At 64.4% G+C, this 16211-nt stretch carries 18 protein-coding genes; 7 read left to right on the forward strand and 11 right to left on the reverse strand.

All coding sequences use genetic code 11. The features are described 5' to 3' along the window. Nucleotide 1: 1 nt before the first annotated feature. Both GSQ89_RS05530 and GSQ89_RS05535 read right to left on the reverse strand, forming a co-directional pair. Nucleotides 2-589: a hypothetical protein gene (locus tag GSQ89_RS05530; protein ID WP_158922832.1), complete on the reverse strand. Its 588-nt coding sequence runs from the start codon at nucleotides 587-589 to the stop codon at nucleotides 2-4. Further along, on the reverse strand, nucleotides 586-1743 hold the full coding sequence (locus tag GSQ89_RS05535) for a (5-formylfuran-3-yl)methyl phosphate synthase (RefSeq protein ID WP_158922834.1): 1158 nt from the start codon (nucleotides 1741-1743) through the stop codon (nucleotides 586-588). The genes GSQ89_RS05530 and GSQ89_RS05535 overlap by 4 nt, the downstream gene beginning before the upstream one ends. A 322-nt stretch (nucleotides 1744-2065) precedes the next feature. Between GSQ89_RS05535 and GSQ89_RS05540 the strand changes: the two genes are divergently transcribed. Genes GSQ89_RS05540 through GSQ89_RS05560 form a run of 5 tightly spaced genes read left to right on the forward strand, consistent with a single transcriptional unit; the run spans nucleotide 2066 to nucleotide 6438 of the window. Further along, on the forward strand, nucleotides 2066-3265 hold the full coding sequence (locus GSQ89_RS05540) for an ABC transporter substrate-binding protein (protein WP_254073090.1): 1200 nt from the start codon (nucleotides 2066-2068) through the stop codon (nucleotides 3263-3265). Further along, complete coding sequence (locus tag GSQ89_RS05545) at nucleotides 3250-4227, forward strand: YVTN family beta-propeller repeat protein (protein WP_216856016.1); 978 nt, start codon at nucleotides 3250-3252, stop codon at nucleotides 4225-4227. Before GSQ89_RS05540 ends, GSQ89_RS05545 begins: the two co-directional genes overlap by 16 nt. 5 nt (nucleotides 4228-4232) lie before the next feature. Continuing rightward, complete coding sequence (locus tag GSQ89_RS05550) at nucleotides 4233-5003, forward strand: ABC transporter ATP-binding protein (protein WP_371734217.1); 771 nt, start codon at nucleotides 4233-4235, stop codon at nucleotides 5001-5003. Next, a complete protein-coding gene (locus GSQ89_RS05555) occupies nucleotides 5000-5830 on the forward strand; it encodes an ABC transporter permease (protein ID WP_158922838.1) in 831 nt (276 codons plus the stop codon). Before GSQ89_RS05550 ends, GSQ89_RS05555 begins: the two co-directional genes overlap by 4 nt. Then, on the forward strand, nucleotides 5827-6438 hold the full coding sequence (locus GSQ89_RS05560) for a hypothetical protein (RefSeq protein ID WP_158922840.1): 612 nt from the start codon (nucleotides 5827-5829) through the stop codon (nucleotides 6436-6438). Before GSQ89_RS05555 ends, GSQ89_RS05560 begins: the two co-directional genes overlap by 4 nt. Before the next feature lie 51 nt (nucleotides 6439-6489). Here GSQ89_RS05560 and GSQ89_RS05565 read toward each other — a convergent pair whose 3' ends face one another. The 4 genes from GSQ89_RS05565 to xoxF5 all read right to left on the reverse strand — a co-directional run bounded on the left by GSQ89_RS05565 (nucleotide 6490) and on the right by xoxF5 (nucleotide 10347). Continuing rightward, entirely contained in the window at nucleotides 6490-7053 is a 564-nt protein-coding gene (locus GSQ89_RS05565) for a PQQ-dependent catabolism-associated CXXCW motif protein (protein WP_158922842.1), read from the reverse strand. Then, on the reverse strand, nucleotides 7050-7901 hold the full coding sequence (locus GSQ89_RS05570; protein ID WP_158922844.1) for a substrate-binding domain-containing protein: 852 nt from the start codon (nucleotides 7899-7901) through the stop codon (nucleotides 7050-7052). The genes GSQ89_RS05565 and GSQ89_RS05570 overlap by 4 nt, the downstream gene beginning before the upstream one ends. Nucleotides 7902-7924: 23 nt before the next feature. After that, entirely contained in the window at nucleotides 7925-8443 is a 519-nt protein-coding gene (locus GSQ89_RS05575) for a c-type cytochrome, methanol metabolism-related (RefSeq protein ID WP_216856017.1), read from the reverse strand. Between the two features lie 92 nt (nucleotides 8444-8535). Next, nucleotides 8536-10347, reverse strand: a complete 1812-nt coding sequence (gene xoxF5 / locus GSQ89_RS05580; RefSeq protein WP_371734213.1) for a lanthanide-dependent methanol dehydrogenase XoxF5 — start codon at nucleotides 10345-10347, stop codon at nucleotides 8536-8538. Nucleotides 10348-10790: 443 nt separating this feature from the next. Between xoxF5 and GSQ89_RS05585 the strand changes: the two genes are divergently transcribed. Further along, entirely contained in the window at nucleotides 10791-11729 is a 939-nt protein-coding gene (locus GSQ89_RS05585; protein ID WP_216856018.1) for a quinoprotein relay system zinc metallohydrolase 2, read from the forward strand. Between the two features lie 128 nt (nucleotides 11730-11857). Then, complete coding sequence (locus GSQ89_RS05590; RefSeq protein WP_158922848.1) at nucleotides 11858-12694, forward strand: quinoprotein dehydrogenase-associated SoxYZ-like carrier; 837 nt, start codon at nucleotides 11858-11860, stop codon at nucleotides 12692-12694. A gap of 21 nt (nucleotides 12695-12715) precedes the next feature. On the opposite strand, the gene GSQ89_RS05595 is transcribed toward GSQ89_RS05590, so the two are convergent. From GSQ89_RS05595 to pqqB, 5 genes are all read right to left on the reverse strand, one after another. Then, a complete protein-coding gene (locus GSQ89_RS05595; protein ID WP_216856019.1) occupies nucleotides 12716-13108 on the reverse strand; it encodes a hypothetical protein in 393 nt (130 codons plus the stop codon). A 120-nt stretch (nucleotides 13109-13228) separates the two neighbouring features. Continuing rightward, the gene (gene pqqE, locus GSQ89_RS05600) at nucleotides 13229-14323 is read right to left on the reverse strand and encodes a pyrroloquinoline quinone biosynthesis protein PqqE (protein ID WP_158922850.1); all 1095 of its coding nucleotides are present in this window, start codon (nucleotides 14321-14323) and stop codon (nucleotides 13229-13231) included. Further along, complete coding sequence (pqqD, locus tag GSQ89_RS05605; protein WP_216856020.1) at nucleotides 14320-14592, reverse strand: pyrroloquinoline quinone biosynthesis peptide chaperone PqqD; 273 nt, start codon at nucleotides 14590-14592, stop codon at nucleotides 14320-14322. The genes pqqE and pqqD overlap by 4 nt, the downstream gene beginning before the upstream one ends. Continuing rightward, nucleotides 14585-15325: a pyrroloquinoline-quinone synthase PqqC gene (gene pqqC, locus GSQ89_RS05610; protein WP_158922854.1), complete on the reverse strand. Its 741-nt coding sequence runs from the start codon at nucleotides 15323-15325 to the stop codon at nucleotides 14585-14587. The genes pqqD and pqqC overlap by 8 nt, the downstream gene beginning before the upstream one ends. Beyond that, nucleotides 15322-16209, reverse strand: a complete 888-nt coding sequence (gene pqqB / locus GSQ89_RS05615; RefSeq protein WP_158922856.1) for a pyrroloquinoline quinone biosynthesis protein PqqB — start codon at nucleotides 16207-16209, stop codon at nucleotides 15322-15324. Before pqqB ends, pqqC begins: the two co-directional genes overlap by 4 nt. Nucleotides 16210-16211 lie beyond the last annotated feature (2 nt).

Raw genomic sequence — 16211 nt, forward strand, 5'->3', positions numbered from 1 at the left:
GTCAGGCGCCGGCGGGGGAATGGGTGGCGAACAGCGTGTCCGCCGAGGCCAGGTCGTCGGGGCCGGCGATGGCGATGGTGCCGCGAAAGTGCCGGGTGAAGCGCGGGAAGGCGGCGTCCAGCAGGTCGTCGCCGCCGGTCGGGGCGGGCGCTCGATGCTTGATCAGCACCAGGCGGCGCGCGTTCAGGGCAGTTGCGAGCCATGCGGCCAGACTGTCGGAAGTGACGTCCCAGGAACGCAGGATGTCCGGATGTGACCGCAATCCCGGCCAGGGCGACCAGACCGGGATGTCGCCATGGGCCACCGCTTCCCGCACCGCGGTCAGCGTGTCGGTGTAGACGAACCCATCGGCGAGGCTGGTCAGTGCTCGGCCATACTGCGCCATTGCCATCATCGCCATGTCGTGTGCGGCGTTGTCGTCGAAGCCCATCGTGGGCTGTGCTGTGCGCACCGCATCGGCGAACGGGCCGCCGCCGGGCACCACGACGACATCGCCGGCGCCTTGGCGGATCGCATCCAGCCACGGCCGCAGCAACGGCGACAGTGCGTGACTGCCACCGAGTTTCACCACGGTGGGGCCGCGGATCACGATTTGGGCGCCGCTTCGGCCAGCAGCGGCCGTTCGGCGGCGCGGGCGGCGGTTTGGGTGCGCTCGATCTCGACACCAACGATGCCGGAGCCGGTTTGCAGCTTCTGCACCCGCACCACCACCTTGGTCACGCGCGGATGGCCCAGCACCGTCGCGGCGATTTGTTCGGCCAGCGTTTCCACCAGCGCCACGTGGCCGGCCCCCACAAGCATCCGGATGCCGTCGGTGATCAGGTCGTAGGAAAAGACATCGCGCATGTCCTCGGCGGCGCGGCCGGTGCGCATCACCGAGGCGGTGACGGCGAACCGGACGTCCTGCGGAGAGTCCCGTTCACTTGCATAGGCGCCGATGAATACGGGCAGAATGAAATCATCCACCAGCACCAGATCGACCGGCACATCGTCACCGGGCGCTTCCGGCGCATAGCCGCGCGCCGCCAGCAGGCGGTAGTCCACTTCGTGCACCGTGGTGTCCAAACCTTCCAGCGGGATCAGGTCACGCACCGCCCGCACGCGTTCGGGATCGAGCGCGGCGGTTCGGCCGCCGGGACCGCACAGTGCACCTCGGAAACCAAGCAGATCGGGGGCCAGGACCAGCAGGCGGGGGATATCGGGTGGTTCGAGTGAGCCGGCCAGGCCGGCGATCATGTTCAGGGCGCGACAGTCGACGACGAAGCCGCGCAGGCGGGTGACATCGAAATGATCCAGCAGGCGGCCGGCGGATTTCCCCCTGGTGTCGATCATCGCGCCGGCGAAGCCGCTTTGCCTCAGCAGCGGCAGCAGGGAGAGGTCAGGTGCCGCGTCGGCAAAGAAGACCGCGATGAGTTTCGTGTGTGGTGCGATCGCGGCGAGTTCCTTGATGCAGGCGGCCGGGTCGCCGTCGGGGAAGATGCCCAGCTTGACGTAATCCACGCCGGTGGCGGCGATGTCCCGCACGGTGGCCGCGACCAGGTCGGGCCGCATCGGCAGATCGCCGGCGACGGCGCTGACGGGGCGGCGCCCGCGGACAGACTGCACGGTGGCTTGGATCACATCGGTGGCGACGGCGCCCAGGGCGCCTCGGGTGGGGTCCTTCAGGTCGATGATGTCGGCGCCGGCGGCCAGGGCGATGTCCGCCTCCGCCGGTCCGTTCACCGAAGCCAGCATGCGGGTCATCGAAGGAGCCCCGCGGACAGGCTGTTTCTATCCGTCATGGCCCGGCGAAGTCCGGGCCATCCGCGCTTCGTCCTCCGGTGCGCGGATGGCCGGGACACGCGCGGCCATGACGATGAGAGTATGATCGCCATCCTGATGCCTGCGCGAAGGGTCCCAACACGGACGATCCGGTTGCTGGAAAGAAAGGATTGTTCACGATCCCGAAACCCTGTCGCGAAATGCGGCGGTCGCATCATCATTGGCTGTCTTTCTGCCCTCCTGGCGGCTTGCGGGGAATGTCCGGTTGTCCCACTTTGGCGGCATGAAACGTCCAAATCGAAATGTGCGCAACGGCATAAGCCGGCGCCATGCGGTCGCCTTGCTGTTGGCCGCCTCCGCCTTGCCGTCGACCGCCCGGGCGGATGAGCCGGCGATCCAGATCGGCTACATAAGGTCGATGGAGCGGCATCCGACGATCTCGCTGCTCGACAAGCCGACGCCCAATGCCGGATTGGCGGGCGCGACGCTGGGGCTGGACGACGACAACACGACCGGCCGGCTGCAAGGCCAGAGCTTCGCGCTGATCGATGTGCCGGTGCACCCGAACACCGATGTCGTGGCGGCGCTGGAGGGGCTGGCGACGAAGGGCGTCAAGCTGGTGATGACCGACCTGCCGGCCGACGCCGTGCTGAAGCTGGCGGACGCCGGGCGGGCGCACGGCATGACGGTCTTCAACCTGGCCGCGCCCGACGACACGCTGCGCCAGCAGGATTGCCGCAACGACCTGATCCATGTGGCGCCCTCGCGTGCCATGCTGGCGGATGCGGTGGGGCAATATCTGGTCTGGAAGAAATGGACCCGCTGGTACCTGGTCTACGGCTCGCATCCCGAGGACAAGCTGCTGGCCGACGCCTATCGCCGCACCGCCACCCGCTTCGGCGCCAAGATCGTGGCGGAGAAGCTCTTCGCGGACACCGGCGGGTCACGGGAAACCGATTCGGGCGTGGCAGAGACCCAGCAGCAGATACCCAGGCAGACGCAGGGCGCGCCCGACTACGACGTGCTGATCGCGGCCGATGAGAACGAGGTGTTCGCCGGTTACCTGCCGTTCCGCACCTGGGACGCTCGGCCGGTGGCGGGTTCGGCAGGGCTGGAGCCGACGACCTGGGACGCCAGCAGCGAATCCTGGGGCGGCACGCAACTGCAAGACCGCTTCGAGCGGCTGTTTCACCGGCAGATGATGCCGCTGGACATGCAGGCCTGGACCGGCGTGCGTATGGTGGGTGAGGCGGCCAGCCGCACCGGCAGCAGCGATCCCGACAAGATCATGGCCTACATGAAAGGGTCGGATTTCGGCATCGCCGCCTACAAGGGACAGCGCCTGACGCTGCGCGACTGGGACTGGCAGCTTCGCCAACCCATCCTGCTGGCGGACGGCCGGACTGTTGTTTCAATTTCCCCGCAACCCGGGTTCCTGCATCAGGTGACGGAGCTGGATACGCTGGGCATCGACCGTCCGGAGACGAAATGCAAACTGCAATGAACCGGATCCTGGTCGCCGCGATCGGCATCCTGCTGGCCAGCGGCAATGCCTTCGCCCTGACCGCCTACGTATCGAACGAACGCGACAACACCATCAGCGTCGTCGACATGGACCAGATGAAAACGATCAAGACCATCGATGTCGGCCAACGCCCCCGCGGCATCCTGCTGACCAAGGACGAGAAAGACATCCTGGTCTGCGCCAGCGACGACGACACAATCCAGATCATCGACCGAGCGACGCTGCAGATCGTCGGCAGCCTGCCCTCCGGGCCCGACCCGGAGACCTTCGCGCTGCGCGATTCCGGCAATCCGCTGTACGTGTCGAACGAAAACGACAACATGGTCACGGTGATCGACGTGCCGACGCGCAAGGTGCTTGCGCAGATTCCAACGGGTGTGGAACCGGAGGGGATGGCGGTCAGCCCGGACGGCCAGACCATCGTCAACACCTCCGAAACGACCAACATGGCGCACTTCATCGACTACCAGACGCGCAAGGTCGTCGCGAACGTGCTGGTCGATGCCCGTCCCCGGGTCGCGATGTTCAAGCATGACGGTTCGCAGGTTTGGGTTTCCTCCGAACTCGGGGGCACCGTCAGCATCATAGACACGGCGAAACGTGCGGTCGTCGGCAAGATCAATTTTGCCGTCCAGGGCCTGCGCTCGGACGTAATCCAGCCGGTGGGGATCCGCTTCACCAAGGACGACGCCACCGCGTTCGTAGCGCTGGGGCCGGCCAACCGGGTCGCGGTGATCGACACCAAGACACAGAAGGTCGAGAAATACCTGCTGGTCGGTCAGCGAGTCTGGCAGATGGCGTTCACGCCGGACGAAAAATACCTGCTGACCACCAACGGGCTTTCGAACGATATTTCCGTCATTGACGTCGCCGACCAGAAGGTCATCAAGTCGATCCAGGTCGGCCGGTTGCCCTGGGGCGTGGCGGTCGCGGCGCAATGACGGTGGTGACGGCGTTGACCGACGATGAAGTCGTCACGACGCCCGCTTTGTCGGTGACCGGGGTCAGTCATGCCTATGGCGCCCGCAAGGCGTTGGACAACGTTACGCTCACCGTCGGACAGGGTCAGTTCACCGCTCTGCTGGGCCTCAACGGCGCGGGCAAGACGACGCTGCTGTCGCTGATCACAAGGCTGTTCGACACCAAGACCGGTAGCATCAGCGTCCTCGGCCATCGGATCGACCGCGAGCCGGGAGAGGCGTTGCGCCAACTCGGCGTGGTGTTCCAGGCCCGCACGCTCGATCTCGATCTTTCGATCAGGGAAAACCTCCTCTTCCACGCTTCCCTCCACGGCATCGGCGGCTACGAAGCGCGCCAACGCGCGGCGGACGTGCTGGCCGAGGTGGAACTGGCGGAACGAGCCCGTGACAAGGCACGCAACCTGTCAGGCGGCCAGATGCGCCGCGTGGAAATCGCCAGAGCCCTGCTGCATCGCCCACGTCTGCTGGTGCTGGATGAGCCGACAGTTGGACTGGACATCGCCTCCAAGCTCGCGATCGTGACGCATGTCCGGACGTTGGTGCGCGAACGCGGCGTAGCTGTGCTGTGGACCACGCATCTGCTGGATGAAATCGAACCGTCCGACAACGTGGTGATCCTGCATCAAGGCAAGCGGATGGCCGCCGGCCTGGTATCCGACGTCGTGGCACAGACCGGTGCGGACAATCTGCGCGGCGCCTTCACCTCGCTGACCGGATCGCGGGAGCCCGCGGCATGACGGCCATCGCACAGGGTTTCACCTTCAGGCAGCATCTGATCTGCCTGCGCGGCATCACCTGGCGGGAAGGGCTGCGCTTCGTCCACCAGCGCGAACGGTTCGTTTCGGCCCTGGTGCGCCCGCTGGTCTGGCTGTTCATCTTCGCCGCCGGGTTTCGCCAGATCCTGGGGGTGTCCATCATCCCGCCCTATGAGACCTACGTCCTCTACGAGGTCTACGTGACCCCCGGCCTGATCGCGATGATCCAGCTGTTCAACGGCATGCAGTCGTCCCTGTCGATGGTCTACGACCGCGAGATGGGCAACATGCGCATGCTGCTGGTCAGCCCGTTTCCGCGCTGGTACCTGCTGGTCTCCAAATTGCTGGCGAGCACCGCGGTCTCTATCCTGCAGGTCGCCGCGTTCCTGATCGTCGCCGAACTCTGGGGAGTCGATCTGCCGCCATGGTCGTGGCTGACCGTGCTGCCGGCGCTCATCCTGGTCGGGTTGATGCTGGGTGCGCTGGGGATGTTGCTGTCGTCGATGATCAAGCAACTGGAGAATTTCGCGGGCGTGATGAATTTCGTGATCTTCCCGATGTTCTTCGCCTCGTCTGCGCTGTATCCGCTGTGGCTGGTGCAGCAATCCAGCCCGACGGTCTACCTGATCTGCCGGCTGAATCCGTTTACCTATGGAATCGAACTGATCCGCTTCTCGCTCTACGGCAAGCTGGATCCCATCGCACTGGCGGTGGTCGTGGTGATGACCGCCGTGTTCATGATCGCCGCGATCGTCGCCTACGATCCCGCCAAGGGCTTGCTGGTGCGCCGCGGAGGAGGACCCGGATGAAACGGACGCTTCTGCTTGCGACACTGCTGGCTGGTGCGAGTTCCCTGGCGATGGCCGCGCCGCGCAACAGCGACCCCGACTGGCCCTGCGAGCAGGTGAAGGTCAGCGAATTGTCCGTGGGATCTTTCTGGAACGGCCCGGCGATCGATGCGGCGACCGCCGACTGGCAAAAGGATGCGGCGGTGGCGTCCCTGGTCGGTGCCGTCACCCAGAGACGGCTACCGATGGATGAGGCCGGTCAGCGGATCGCCGCGTTCGCCAAACAAGCTGGCGATGACAAGCAGCACGAACTGGTGTTGGTGTTCGCGGGTGTGTTCGATGTGCTGAACCAGGAGCGGCGCAAGGTGATCGACGGACTGGACCGGTTCGGCCAGCGCCAGAAGGTCCTCGCGGCCAATCTGCGGCAGGAAGGCGAGGGCCTGCGTGCGGCGCAAACTAGTACGCCTCCGGACGACGCGAAAGTCGCCGACCTGACAAAGCATCTGTTGTGGGATCAACAGTTTTTCGAGACAAGGCGGCAGTCCCTGCGCTTCGCCTGCGACGTGGCGACGACGATCGAGCAGCGGTTGTATGGACTGTCGCAGGCGATCCAGCAGAATCTTGGCTGAACCGGCCGTTGTTTGGCGGCCAGGCGTTCCGTTGCCCTGCCCGCCAAATCATTACGGCCGGGGCTTCGGCTCCCGCGGTTCCACCGGCAGGCCCTGCGCCGCCCATTCATCGGTCCCACCGGCATACCAATCCACCAGCGTGTAACCCAGGTCCATGGCACGCTTCGCGGCATTCCACGACATCCAGCAATTCGCGAGGCAGTAGAAAACCAGATGCCGGCCCCGATCCCCGCCGGTGGCATCACGCAAATTGTCCTCGAAATACGTTTCCATCACCGCCGGCAACTGCCCGTAACCGGTATCCGGCAACCAGATGCTGCCTGGTATGTCCTCGCGGACCTTACTGTGCCAGATCGTACCCGCCGGAAGCTCGGCGGGCCGAGGCGCCTGCGGCAAGGTATCGACGAAGATCGCCGCATGATCCCGCCATAGCGCCGCCGCCTGCTGTGTCGTCAGGACCGGCTTGTCGTTGACCGTTGCCGGCACGGGCGAACGATAATCGCTGGTGCGATAACCCGCCGGTTCAGGCGGCGAGGCAGCCAAACCCGTCGTCGCCCACAATACCAGGCCCAGCAACACACCCAATCGCAGGAGCGGGCGCGGCAGGCCCGTCATTGGGTGATCGCCTTGCCCTCCTCATCGACGATCGGAACGCCGTAGCCGATGAGGATCTTGTTGATAGCATCCTGGTTTTCGCTGATCAGGCGATTCAGGGTGCGTTTCCAATCCTGGTCGCTGTGCCGCACCCCCATCGAGATCCGAAAATCCATCGGCACACCGTGTTCTTGGATCAGCGGGATGACGGTCAGCGGTTTGGACGCATGCTTGGCATAGTAACCGCCGATCGGCCCCCACAGGACGCCGGCATCCAACGACCCCGAAATGATCTCATCGATCATCGACTTGGATGGCGCGTCGACTCGGGTATCGACCATCAGCGGGAATGGTCTTGCATCACCCATAAGTCCGTTATTGGCCATGACTGTCGCCGGCGGCGTGCCGGCGATCACCCCAATATGCTTGCCTTTCAGGCGTGGGTCTTCCAGCGATTTGACGTCGCCGAGACCGCCTCCGGCCGGAACCACCAGCACGTAGAAGGCGTGGTAGTAGGGGTTGGTGGTCTGCACCATATCGTCGCCCTGTGCGTCGCCCATGACGACGTCGCATTTCAGCGCGTTCAGCGTGTTGCGCACGAACCCGATCGCACGCGGATAATACGTGTAGGACAGCGTTTTCCCGAGTTTCTGGGCGAACAATTCCGCAAGCTTGTCCTCGAAGCCTTCGTGCGCCTCATCCGAAAACGGCATGCTGCGCGGATCGGCGCAGACACGCAGCACCTTCGGATCGACCAGCTCCACCGACCCGCCCAGGCCCGGCGCCTGGGCATGCGCCCGCACCGCGAGCATGCCGAACAGACAGATCGCCAACGCAAGCTGGCGGCCGTTACGGAAGATAAGATTCATCGCGCGTTGCTGCTGAGCGTTCCTCATCCCATGCAACTATCTTCGGCGGTGGTGAATGCGGCCGGTTTCGATTCGTGCGCCGCTGGACGCCCCCGGCCGATGGCGCCGTCGGAGCGGCCGCGCAGGTAAATGTAGATCGCGTCGATATAACACATGACGTTCTTGTTCTCACCCAGCGACGGCATCACGAGTTGCTGGGACGCCGACACGTCCTTCTTGCCGCCGGCGACGGTGGCGAGGAACGTGCCGTAGTCGATGCTTTTCAGCGCATCGACAAGCGATGGCGCGTAGGTGGACCCCAGGCCGTCGGGGCCGTGGCACTGCAGGCAGTTGGCCGAATAGCGGACGAAACCGATATAACTGTAGAAATCGACTTTGCCGTCCTTGTCCACCTTGTAGGTGGGGTTGCCGTCCTTGTCGGCGTATTTGCCATCCTGAGACGTCACCGCTGCCGGATTGCCCGGCTTGTCCGCAAATACGAAACTCGTGCTCAGGCATGTGAAAATGCAGGCGATAGCAAAAGTACGTGCGTGTTTCGTCACACTGGTCATCCTTGAGGGTCGGGCGAAAAAAGGGCCGGAACTCGGTTTATCGCCGAGTCACCGGCCCTGTATCAAATCAATCCAGACAGGTTTCAGTTCTGCGGCACCGCGAAGACGGTCAACGAGCCACCGAGTGACGTGTACTGGTTGAGCGCGGCATAACCGCCGACCGCACCGAGGCCCGCATGCGGATCCGTCAGGCCCGCGGCGAGACCGATTCCGGCCCAGCCACCAACACCCGACAGCACGGCCACATACTGGCGTCCGGCGTGTTCGTAGGTCATCACGTTGCCGATGATGCCGGACGGGGTCTTGAACTTATACAGCAGCTTGCCCGTCTTGGCGTCCACCGCCTTCAGGTAGCCTTCCAGCGTGCCATAGAACACGACGTTGCCGGCGGTGGCGAGCGCACCACCCCAAGCCGAGAACTGTTCCGGCAACGACCAGACGATCTTACCCTTGGTGGCATCCCAGGCGATGAAATTGCCCATGTTGGTATCGCCCTTCGGCGGATACATGGACAGCGTCGCGCCGACATAGGGCTGGCCCGCGACGTAGGACACGCGGAACGGCTCGTAGTCCATGCAGACATGGTTTGTGGGCACGTAGAACAGGCCGGTCTGCGGCGAGAAGGCGGAGGGTTGCTCATCCTTCGAACCCAGGGCGGCCGGGCAGATGTTGGTGGTGTTCACGTCCTCGCCGCCGTGTTCGGTCGAATACTGCGGCAGGACTTCCGGACGGCCGTAATTCGGGCTTTTCGGGTCCATGTCGACCTTGGAGGCCCAGTTCACCGCCGGATCGTATTTCTGCGCGACCAGCAACGCGCCGGTATCGCGATCCAGCGTGTAGCCGAAGCCGTTACGATCGAAGTGCACCAGCAGATGCCGGTCCTTACCGTCGATCTTCTGGTCGACCAGTACCATCTCGTTGACGCCGTCATAGTCCCACTGGTCGTGCGGCGTCATCTGATACAGCCACTTGACCGCGCCGGTGTCGGCATCGCGGGCCCAGATGGTCATCGAGTATTTGTTGTCGCCGGGCCGCTGCTTCGGGTTCCAGGTGGACGGGTTGCCCGAACCGTAGAAAATCAGGTTGGTTTTCGGGTCGTACGATTTCCATCCCCAGGTATCGCCGCCGCCGATCTTCCACTGGTCGCCCTGCCAACTCGCCTCACTGGAATTGGCGGGAACCGGTTTGCCCAGGTCGGTCGTCTTGTCGGGAACGATCAGCGTGTCGCTGTCCGGACCCATCGAATAGCCGCGCCAGACCTGCTTGCCGTCGGCCACGTTGTAGGCCGCGAACCAGCCGCGCACGCCGAACTCACCGCCCGACACGCCGACATAGACCTTGTCCTTGACCACAAGCGGCGCATCGGTGCCGGTTGCGCCTTTGGACGGATCGTCGGTCTTCACCGACCAGACCACCTTGCCGGTCTTTGCGTCCAGCGCCAGCAGCGTGGTGTCGGCCTGATGCAGGAAGATCTTGCCGTCGCCGTAGGCCACGCCGCGGTTGACGGTGTCGCAGCACATCACGGGAATGACATTGGGATCTTGTTTCGGTTCATACTTCCACACGATCTTGCCATCGTGATCGAGGTCGAGGGCGAAGACGGTGTTGGGGAAAGGTGCGTCCAGATACATCATGTTGCCGATGACGAGGGGCTGGCCCTCATGCCCGCGCAGCACGCCGGTCGAGAACGTCCATGCGACCTGAAGTTTGCCAACGTTCTTGCTGGTGATCTGGTCCAGGCTGGAATAGCGCTGGCCGCTCATGGTGCCAGCCGGCGTGGTCCAATCCTTGCCCGCCGCTGATGCCGTGGTTTGCGCCATGGACCCTGACGCCATCAGGACGGATGACAGAAGCGCCCCTGTCACCAGCAACCCGTTGCGAGACATTCTTCCCATTTTGTTTTTTCCCTTCGCCATTTGACGACCGATGGACGAGTACAAGAAAAACCTGCCACGCCGACCGGGCGATCCGATCAGGAAGAGACTTCCGACAGCGTGTCACGACAGCGTCTGCGAGAAGGGGGCCAGGGTCGCCCGTAACACCTGCTCGACGATGCACTGTCTTCGAGGTTTTACCTGTCCTCCCGATTTACAGGTAGCCTAGAAGTCGGTTGCAAAAACCATAATGCTGTCGTGGTGAGACAGCAACAGGTTTATTCGTTAGCGCCGCGATACGGTGGCGGCACACGTTTCCGTGAGAAATGATGCGGCGCATCATGAATGTTCATCATCGAAACGGATTGTATCGTCGATATTCACGGAACCGGTGCCGTGATAGGCGGGAAGTTGTTTGCGGCGCCGCAGGTATTGCCGCATCCGCCGATCGGGAAAGGAAGACCATGCGACTCCGAGCCGCCACGTTCGCACTTGCAGCATGGATGCTCGCCGCCCTCGTCCTGCCGGCCCACGCGCAGACCGAACCCTTCGCGATCCAGAAGATCGCCGACGGAGACTACGTGCATTTCGGGCAGGTCGCCATGACCACGGCCGCAAACGCGGGCGACATCGCCAATCTCGGCATCGTTGTCGGGCGCGACGCGGTGGCGGTCATCGATACCGGCGGCAGCGTCGCGGTTGGCCGGGCCCTCCGGGCAGCCGTGCAAAAACTGACGGACAAGCCGGTGCGCTATGTCATCAACACGCACGAGCATCCGGATCATGTCTTCGGCAATGCAGCATTCGCCAATACGGGCGCGACTTTCGTCGGACACCATAACCTGCCGGCATCCATGCGGGCACATGGTCCGTTCTATCTGCATTCGTTCCGCGACGTTCTCGGCGCCGCCGCGATCGACCAGGTCCGGCTGATCCCCCCCACCGTGTTGGTGGACCACACGATGACGCTGGATCTGGGCGGCCGGACACTGTTGCTGACGGCCTGGTCGCCGCCTGCCCACACCGATTGCGACCTGACAGTGCTGGATGAAGGAACGCATACCCTGTTTGCCGGGGATCTGGTGTTCCTGGATCACATTCCGGTCATCGACGGCAGCCTGAAGGGCTGGCTGGACGTGTTGCCGCGACTGGCCGAACTGTCGGCCGTACGCGTGGTGCCTGGGCATGGGCACCGGATCGGGTCGTGGCCGGGTGCACTGGATGATGAGCGGCGCTATCTGCTGACCGTGGAAGCGGATGCGCGCCGGCTCATCGCCGCCGGCACGCCGCTGGCGAAGGCGGTACCGCTGATCGGCCAATCCGAACGCGGGCATTGGCAACTGTTCGACGACTATAATCCGCGTAACGCCACGGCGGCATTCAGCGAACTGGAATGGGAATAGGCATCCCGGTGAGTTGGGTGGGCCAATTCAGCCGACGCCCGGGAGTCAAGCGTTGGGATCGGACGACCAGGACTGTCGAAGCCGTACAGATTATACTATATGCGAGTAAAGACCGGATAGGAGGCGACATGCCGACGATTGATCACGCCGCCGGGTTCGGGCGAACCGGAAGACGCGCCGTCCTGGGCGCCCTGTCAGGCACATTGCTGATCGCGCCCCGCATGCGCGCCGCCATGGCCGCCGATGCCGATCCGTGGCCCGCGCTCGCCCCGCAGATCTTCCCCGACCGGGCGCTGGAGGACGGGACGAACGTGCTGACGATCGACGCACCCTATCGCGCTGAGGACGCCGCCGTGGTGCCCGTGACGCTGCACACGACGCTGGCGGCGGATGACCCCAGGCAGGTGCGCAAGATCACCCTGGTGATCGACGCCAATCCGTCACCGGTGGCGGCGGTGTTCACGTTGGAGCCGCATGCCGGTATCGACAGCATCGCCACCCGTGTTCGCGTCGACGACTACACCAACGTGCATGCGGTCGCCGAACTCAGCGACGGCAAGCTTTACATGGCCACGCGCTATGTGAAGGCGGCGGGCGGATGTTCGGCGCCGGCACTGAAGCAGACGGCGGACGCCATACCGGTCGGAACGCTGCGGTTCCGCGAGCTGCAAGCGACCGATCCCGCCCAGCGGGAGGCGCAGGTCATGGTGCGGCATCCGAATTACTCGGGGATGCAGATGGACCAGCTCACGCGGCTGTATATTCCCGCCGATTTCGTGGAAAAGCTGCGGATATGGCAGGGCGATCAGCTTCTGCTGACGGTCGAGGGGGGGATATCGATCTCCGAGAACCCATCGTTCCGGTTCAGTTTCAAGCCGAATGAGGCGAAAACGTTTCGCGTCGACGGTAGCGACAGCGACGGCAAGCACTTCAGCGGTTCGTTTCCCGCGCAGGATGCTGCCTGAAGGCTTCCGGGGCCGGCCGGGTCAGAAGCAACTGACGTCGGCTTCCGCCTGGGCTTCCTGAAGGTCGCGCAGCATGTTGTTGCTTTCGGTGACGCGGAATTCCTGCGCCAGGTAGCCGCCGCCCTCCTGGCGCATGCGGAGGATGGTTTCGGCCTTTTCATATTGGCTGTATGGCAGCGCCGCGGCGATCGTATCGATCGCGCAGGAGCAGTGATCGAGCGCGTCCCGGGTCTCACCGTTGGTGGCCATGCAGGCAAACACGTATTCCGCTCGGGCCGCGGTCGGGTAGTCGTTCACGGCGCCGGCCGTTTCGGGTGGCGTGGCGTCTGGGCTGGTGACAGTCGGACTCTGGGCCCAGGCGCCGAATCCGGCCAGCACGAATGTCATTGCGAGCGCCGAAATGCGTAGCGTCATGGCGATCCTTCCCTCCGCGAATATCTTATACCGTCGCGCTGACATTGACACACCGGCCTCGGCGTGGATCCGAGACGTCCGCCACCAGGGAGTGGTGGATCAATCCCACGGTACGGCGAATCAGCCGGAAACCACCGGTCGCCCACGATAAACGTAGTGTGTGTCCCGCACCGCCGCCGCTTGTTCGGCCATGCCCAGGAGCTGCGTGTGATAGGGGGACAGGTCGCAGCTTGGGTCTGTGGCGGCGGCGTCGCCGGTGATGGCAAGGGCCTGGCAGCGGCAACCGCCGAAATCGCGGTCTCGGAATTCGCAGGACCGGCAGGGTTCTTTCATCCAGTCGGTGCCTCGGAAGGCTTGGAACGCTGGGGCGTTTTGCCAGATGTCGGCCAGGGGGTGGTCTCGGACCGACCAGAATTCCAGGGGTATTGTTTGGGCGGCGTGGCAGGGCAGCACCATGCCGGAGGGGGTTACGTTCAGCGACCGCAAGCCCCAGCCGCCCATGCAGGGTTTCGGGCGGCTGGCGTAATAATCCGGGATCACCAGGTCGATCAGCACGCGGCCGGCGTGGCGGGCGTGGATGCTGTCCATCTCGGCCATTGCGCGATCGGTTTGTTCGCGGGTGGGCATCAGGGCGTCTCGGTTGCGCAGCGCCCAGCCGTAGTATTGGGCGTGGGCGATCTCGACGCGGGCGGCACCGAGCGAGACGGCGTAGTCGACCAGGGCTGAGAGGTTGTGGATGTTGGCGCGGTGGACGACGGCGTTCACCGTCAGGGGCAGTCCGAGTTCGGTGACCCAGGCGGCGAAGGCTTGCTTGCGGACGTGGCCTCCGGGGTAGCCGGCGATGCGGTCGGCGGATGTGGGCTCGATGTCCTGGACGGAGAGTTGCACATGATCCAGGCCGGCGGTTTGCAGGCGGGCCAGGCGGTCTCGATCGAGGCCGATCGCGGAGGTGATCAGGTTGGTGTAAAGGCCGGCCTGGCTGGCGGCGGCGGTGATGTCGACGAGGTCGCGACGGGACGCGGGTTCTCCGCCCGACAGGTGGACTTGCAGCACGCCCATTGCTGCGGCTTCACGGAACACGCGCGCCCAGGTGGCGGTGTCGAGTTCGGTGGTGCGGTCGTCCAGCGCCAGCGGGTTGGAGCAGTATGGGCAGGCCAGCGGGCACCGGTGCGTCAGTTCGGCCAGCAGGCCCAGCGGCGCCGGGATGCCGGTCATGGCGCCAGCAGTCGTTTCGCAACCATGTCGCGCAGCATGTCGGTGACATCGCCCTCGATCAGGGCGCGATCGGCGGCGAAGACGACGGCAAGTTCGTCGATGATTTCGCCGACGGTGCGCGTGCCGTCGCAGCGGCGGAGGATTTCGTTGGCGGGGCCTTCGGCCTCGATCACCCGTTCCGGGGACAGAAGAACCCAGGCGTTGCGCGTGCTGTCGAAGTGCAGGCGCACGCCGGGCGCCAGCTTCGGGCGTTCGGGGAGGTCAGGCATCGGAGTCATGGGGCACGAACGCGCCGGGCGGGATCAGGCGCGGGGTCACGTAGGCGTGATGCAGGGCGTCCATCATGCTCCACAGCACGTCGCATTTGAAAATCAGCGTGTCCATCACTGCCTGTTGCTGTTCGGCGGTCACGGCGTGCTGCTTGACCCAATCCAGCGCGAACGTCGCGTCGCGTTCAGCCTGCGGCGGGCGTTTGTCGAAGTAGGACAGGATGTCCGCCGTTACGTAGTCGTAATTCGCGAGCATTCCGCTCATGCGTTCGGTGATGATCTGCGGGGAGAACAATTCGGTCAGGCAGGAGGCGACGGCTTCCAGCATGCTGCGTTCGCGCACGTAATGGACATAGGCCTGCACGGCGAAGCGCGTGGCGGGCAACAGCAGGCGGGTGGAGGTGACGTCGGAGCGATCCAGGCCGAGGCCGTCTGTGAGTTTCAGCCAGCGCTCGATCCCGCCGGGACGGTCGTCGTCGCCGTCGTGGTCGTCCAGGCGCTTGCGCCATTCGCGACGCAGCGCTTGATCCTCGCAGCGGCCGATCAGAGATGCGTCCTTCAGCGGGATCATCGCCTGGTAGTAGTAGCGATTGAGTGCCCAGGCTTGCACCTGGCCTTTGCTGCACTTGCCGGTGTGCAGCATCCGATGGAACGGGTGAAGGATGTGGTAGCGTTTGGCGCCGATCTCGCGCAGGCGCGCTTCCAGTTCGCTGCCGCTTAGGACGTTGCTCATAGGTCGATCTCCATCCCGTCATAGGCGACTTCGAACCCGGCGGCTTCGACGGCCCGACGTTCGGGGGAGTCGTTCACCAGGATCGGATTGGTGTTGTTGATGTGCAGGAAGATACGCCGGCCGGGCAGATCGGCAAGCCTGGTCAGGGTGCCGTCGGGACCGCTGATCGGGGTGTGGCCCATGCGGCGGCCGGTCTTGCTGCCCAGGCCGGCGGCAATCATTTCGGTATCAGTGAACAGCGTGCCGTCGAAGAACAGGACGTCGGCCTGGCTGAGTTGGGTGCGGACGGGTTCGGTGATGTCGGCGCAGGCGGGGGCGACGATGACGATGCGGCCGGCGGTTTGGATCTGGGCGGCGTAGGTTGCGGCGGATTCGGGTTCGGCCGCCGCGTTGCGGTTGTTTTCCAGGAACAGCGGCACCTTTCCCGGCATGGTCAGCAGGGTCACGGTCAGGTTGCCGGCGCAGGTGAAGGGTTCCATCGGCCTGATTGCCACGCGGCGCACCATCGTGGGGTCGAGGACGTCGAATACGCGGTTGGTGGCCAGCAGATCGAGCAGTTCGACCGGGGCGTAGACGGTGAAGGGCTGGCGTTCGCGCAGCACCAGCAGGCCGGCGATGGCGTCGATGTCGCCGCCGATCAGTAGCACGTCCGTGATCGGTGAATCCCGGGTCGGTGTGCGCGGCCAGAGATGGGGGGATTGGGAGATTTGCTGGCGGAGGTCGGGCGAGGCGCCGATGAGGAGCCAATTTTCACCATTTCCGGTGACCGCGACGCTGGCCTGGGTGGCCGGGCGGACGCGCGAGTCTCCTGTGCGGGCCAGGCTGCATTGACGGCATCCACAATTCCATTGTGGAAAACCGCCTCCGGCAGCCGACCCGAGCACGA

The organism is Acidisphaera sp. S103 (genome assembly GCF_009765975.1).
In the GTDB taxonomy this organism is placed as follows: Bacteria; Pseudomonadota; Alphaproteobacteria; order Acetobacterales; family Acetobacteraceae; genus Rhodopila.

Bases quoted from the DNA above. Each gene is read 5' to 3' on its own strand.
- pqqC (WP_158922854.1), bottom strand. From the start codon at position 15,325: ATGAGCAACGTCCTAAGCGGCAGCGAACTGGAAGCGCGCCTGCGCGAG.
- pqqE (WP_158922850.1), bottom strand. From the start codon at position 14,323: ATGACCGGCATCCCGGCGCCGCTGGGCCTGCTGGCCGAACTGACGCAC.
- GSQ89_RS05595 (WP_216856019.1), bottom strand. From the start codon at position 13,108: ATGACGCTACGCATTTCGGCGCTCGCAATGACATTCGTGCTGGCCGGA.
- GSQ89_RS05555 (WP_158922838.1), top strand. From the start codon at position 5,000: ATGACGGCCATCGCACAGGGTTTCACCTTCAGGCAGCATCTGATCTGC.
- GSQ89_RS05590 (WP_158922848.1), top strand. From the start codon at position 11,858: ATGCCGACGATTGATCACGCCGCCGGGTTCGGGCGAACCGGAAGACGC.
- pqqD (WP_216856020.1), bottom strand. From the start codon at position 14,592: ATGCCTGACCTCCCCGAACGCCCGAAGCTGGCGCCCGGCGTGCGCCTG.
- GSQ89_RS05535 (WP_158922834.1), bottom strand. From the start codon at position 1,743: ATGACCCGCATGCTGGCTTCGGTGAACGGACCGGCGGAGGCGGACATC.
- xoxF5 (WP_371734213.1), bottom strand. From the start codon at position 10,347: ATGGGAAGAATGTCTCGCAACGGGTTGCTGGTGACAGGGGCGCTTCTG.
- GSQ89_RS05545 (WP_216856016.1), top strand. From the start codon at position 3,250: ATGCAAACTGCAATGAACCGGATCCTGGTCGCCGCGATCGGCATCCTG.
- GSQ89_RS05560 (WP_158922840.1), top strand. From the start codon at position 5,827: ATGAAACGGACGCTTCTGCTTGCGACACTGCTGGCTGGTGCGAGTTCC.
- GSQ89_RS05570 (WP_158922844.1), bottom strand. From the start codon at position 7,901: ATGAATCTTATCTTCCGTAACGGCCGCCAGCTTGCGTTGGCGATCTGT.
- GSQ89_RS05585 (WP_216856018.1), top strand. From the start codon at position 10,791: ATGCGACTCCGAGCCGCCACGTTCGCACTTGCAGCATGGATGCTCGCC.
- GSQ89_RS05565 (WP_158922842.1), bottom strand. From the start codon at position 7,053: ATGACGGGCCTGCCGCGCCCGCTCCTGCGATTGGGTGTGTTGCTGGGC.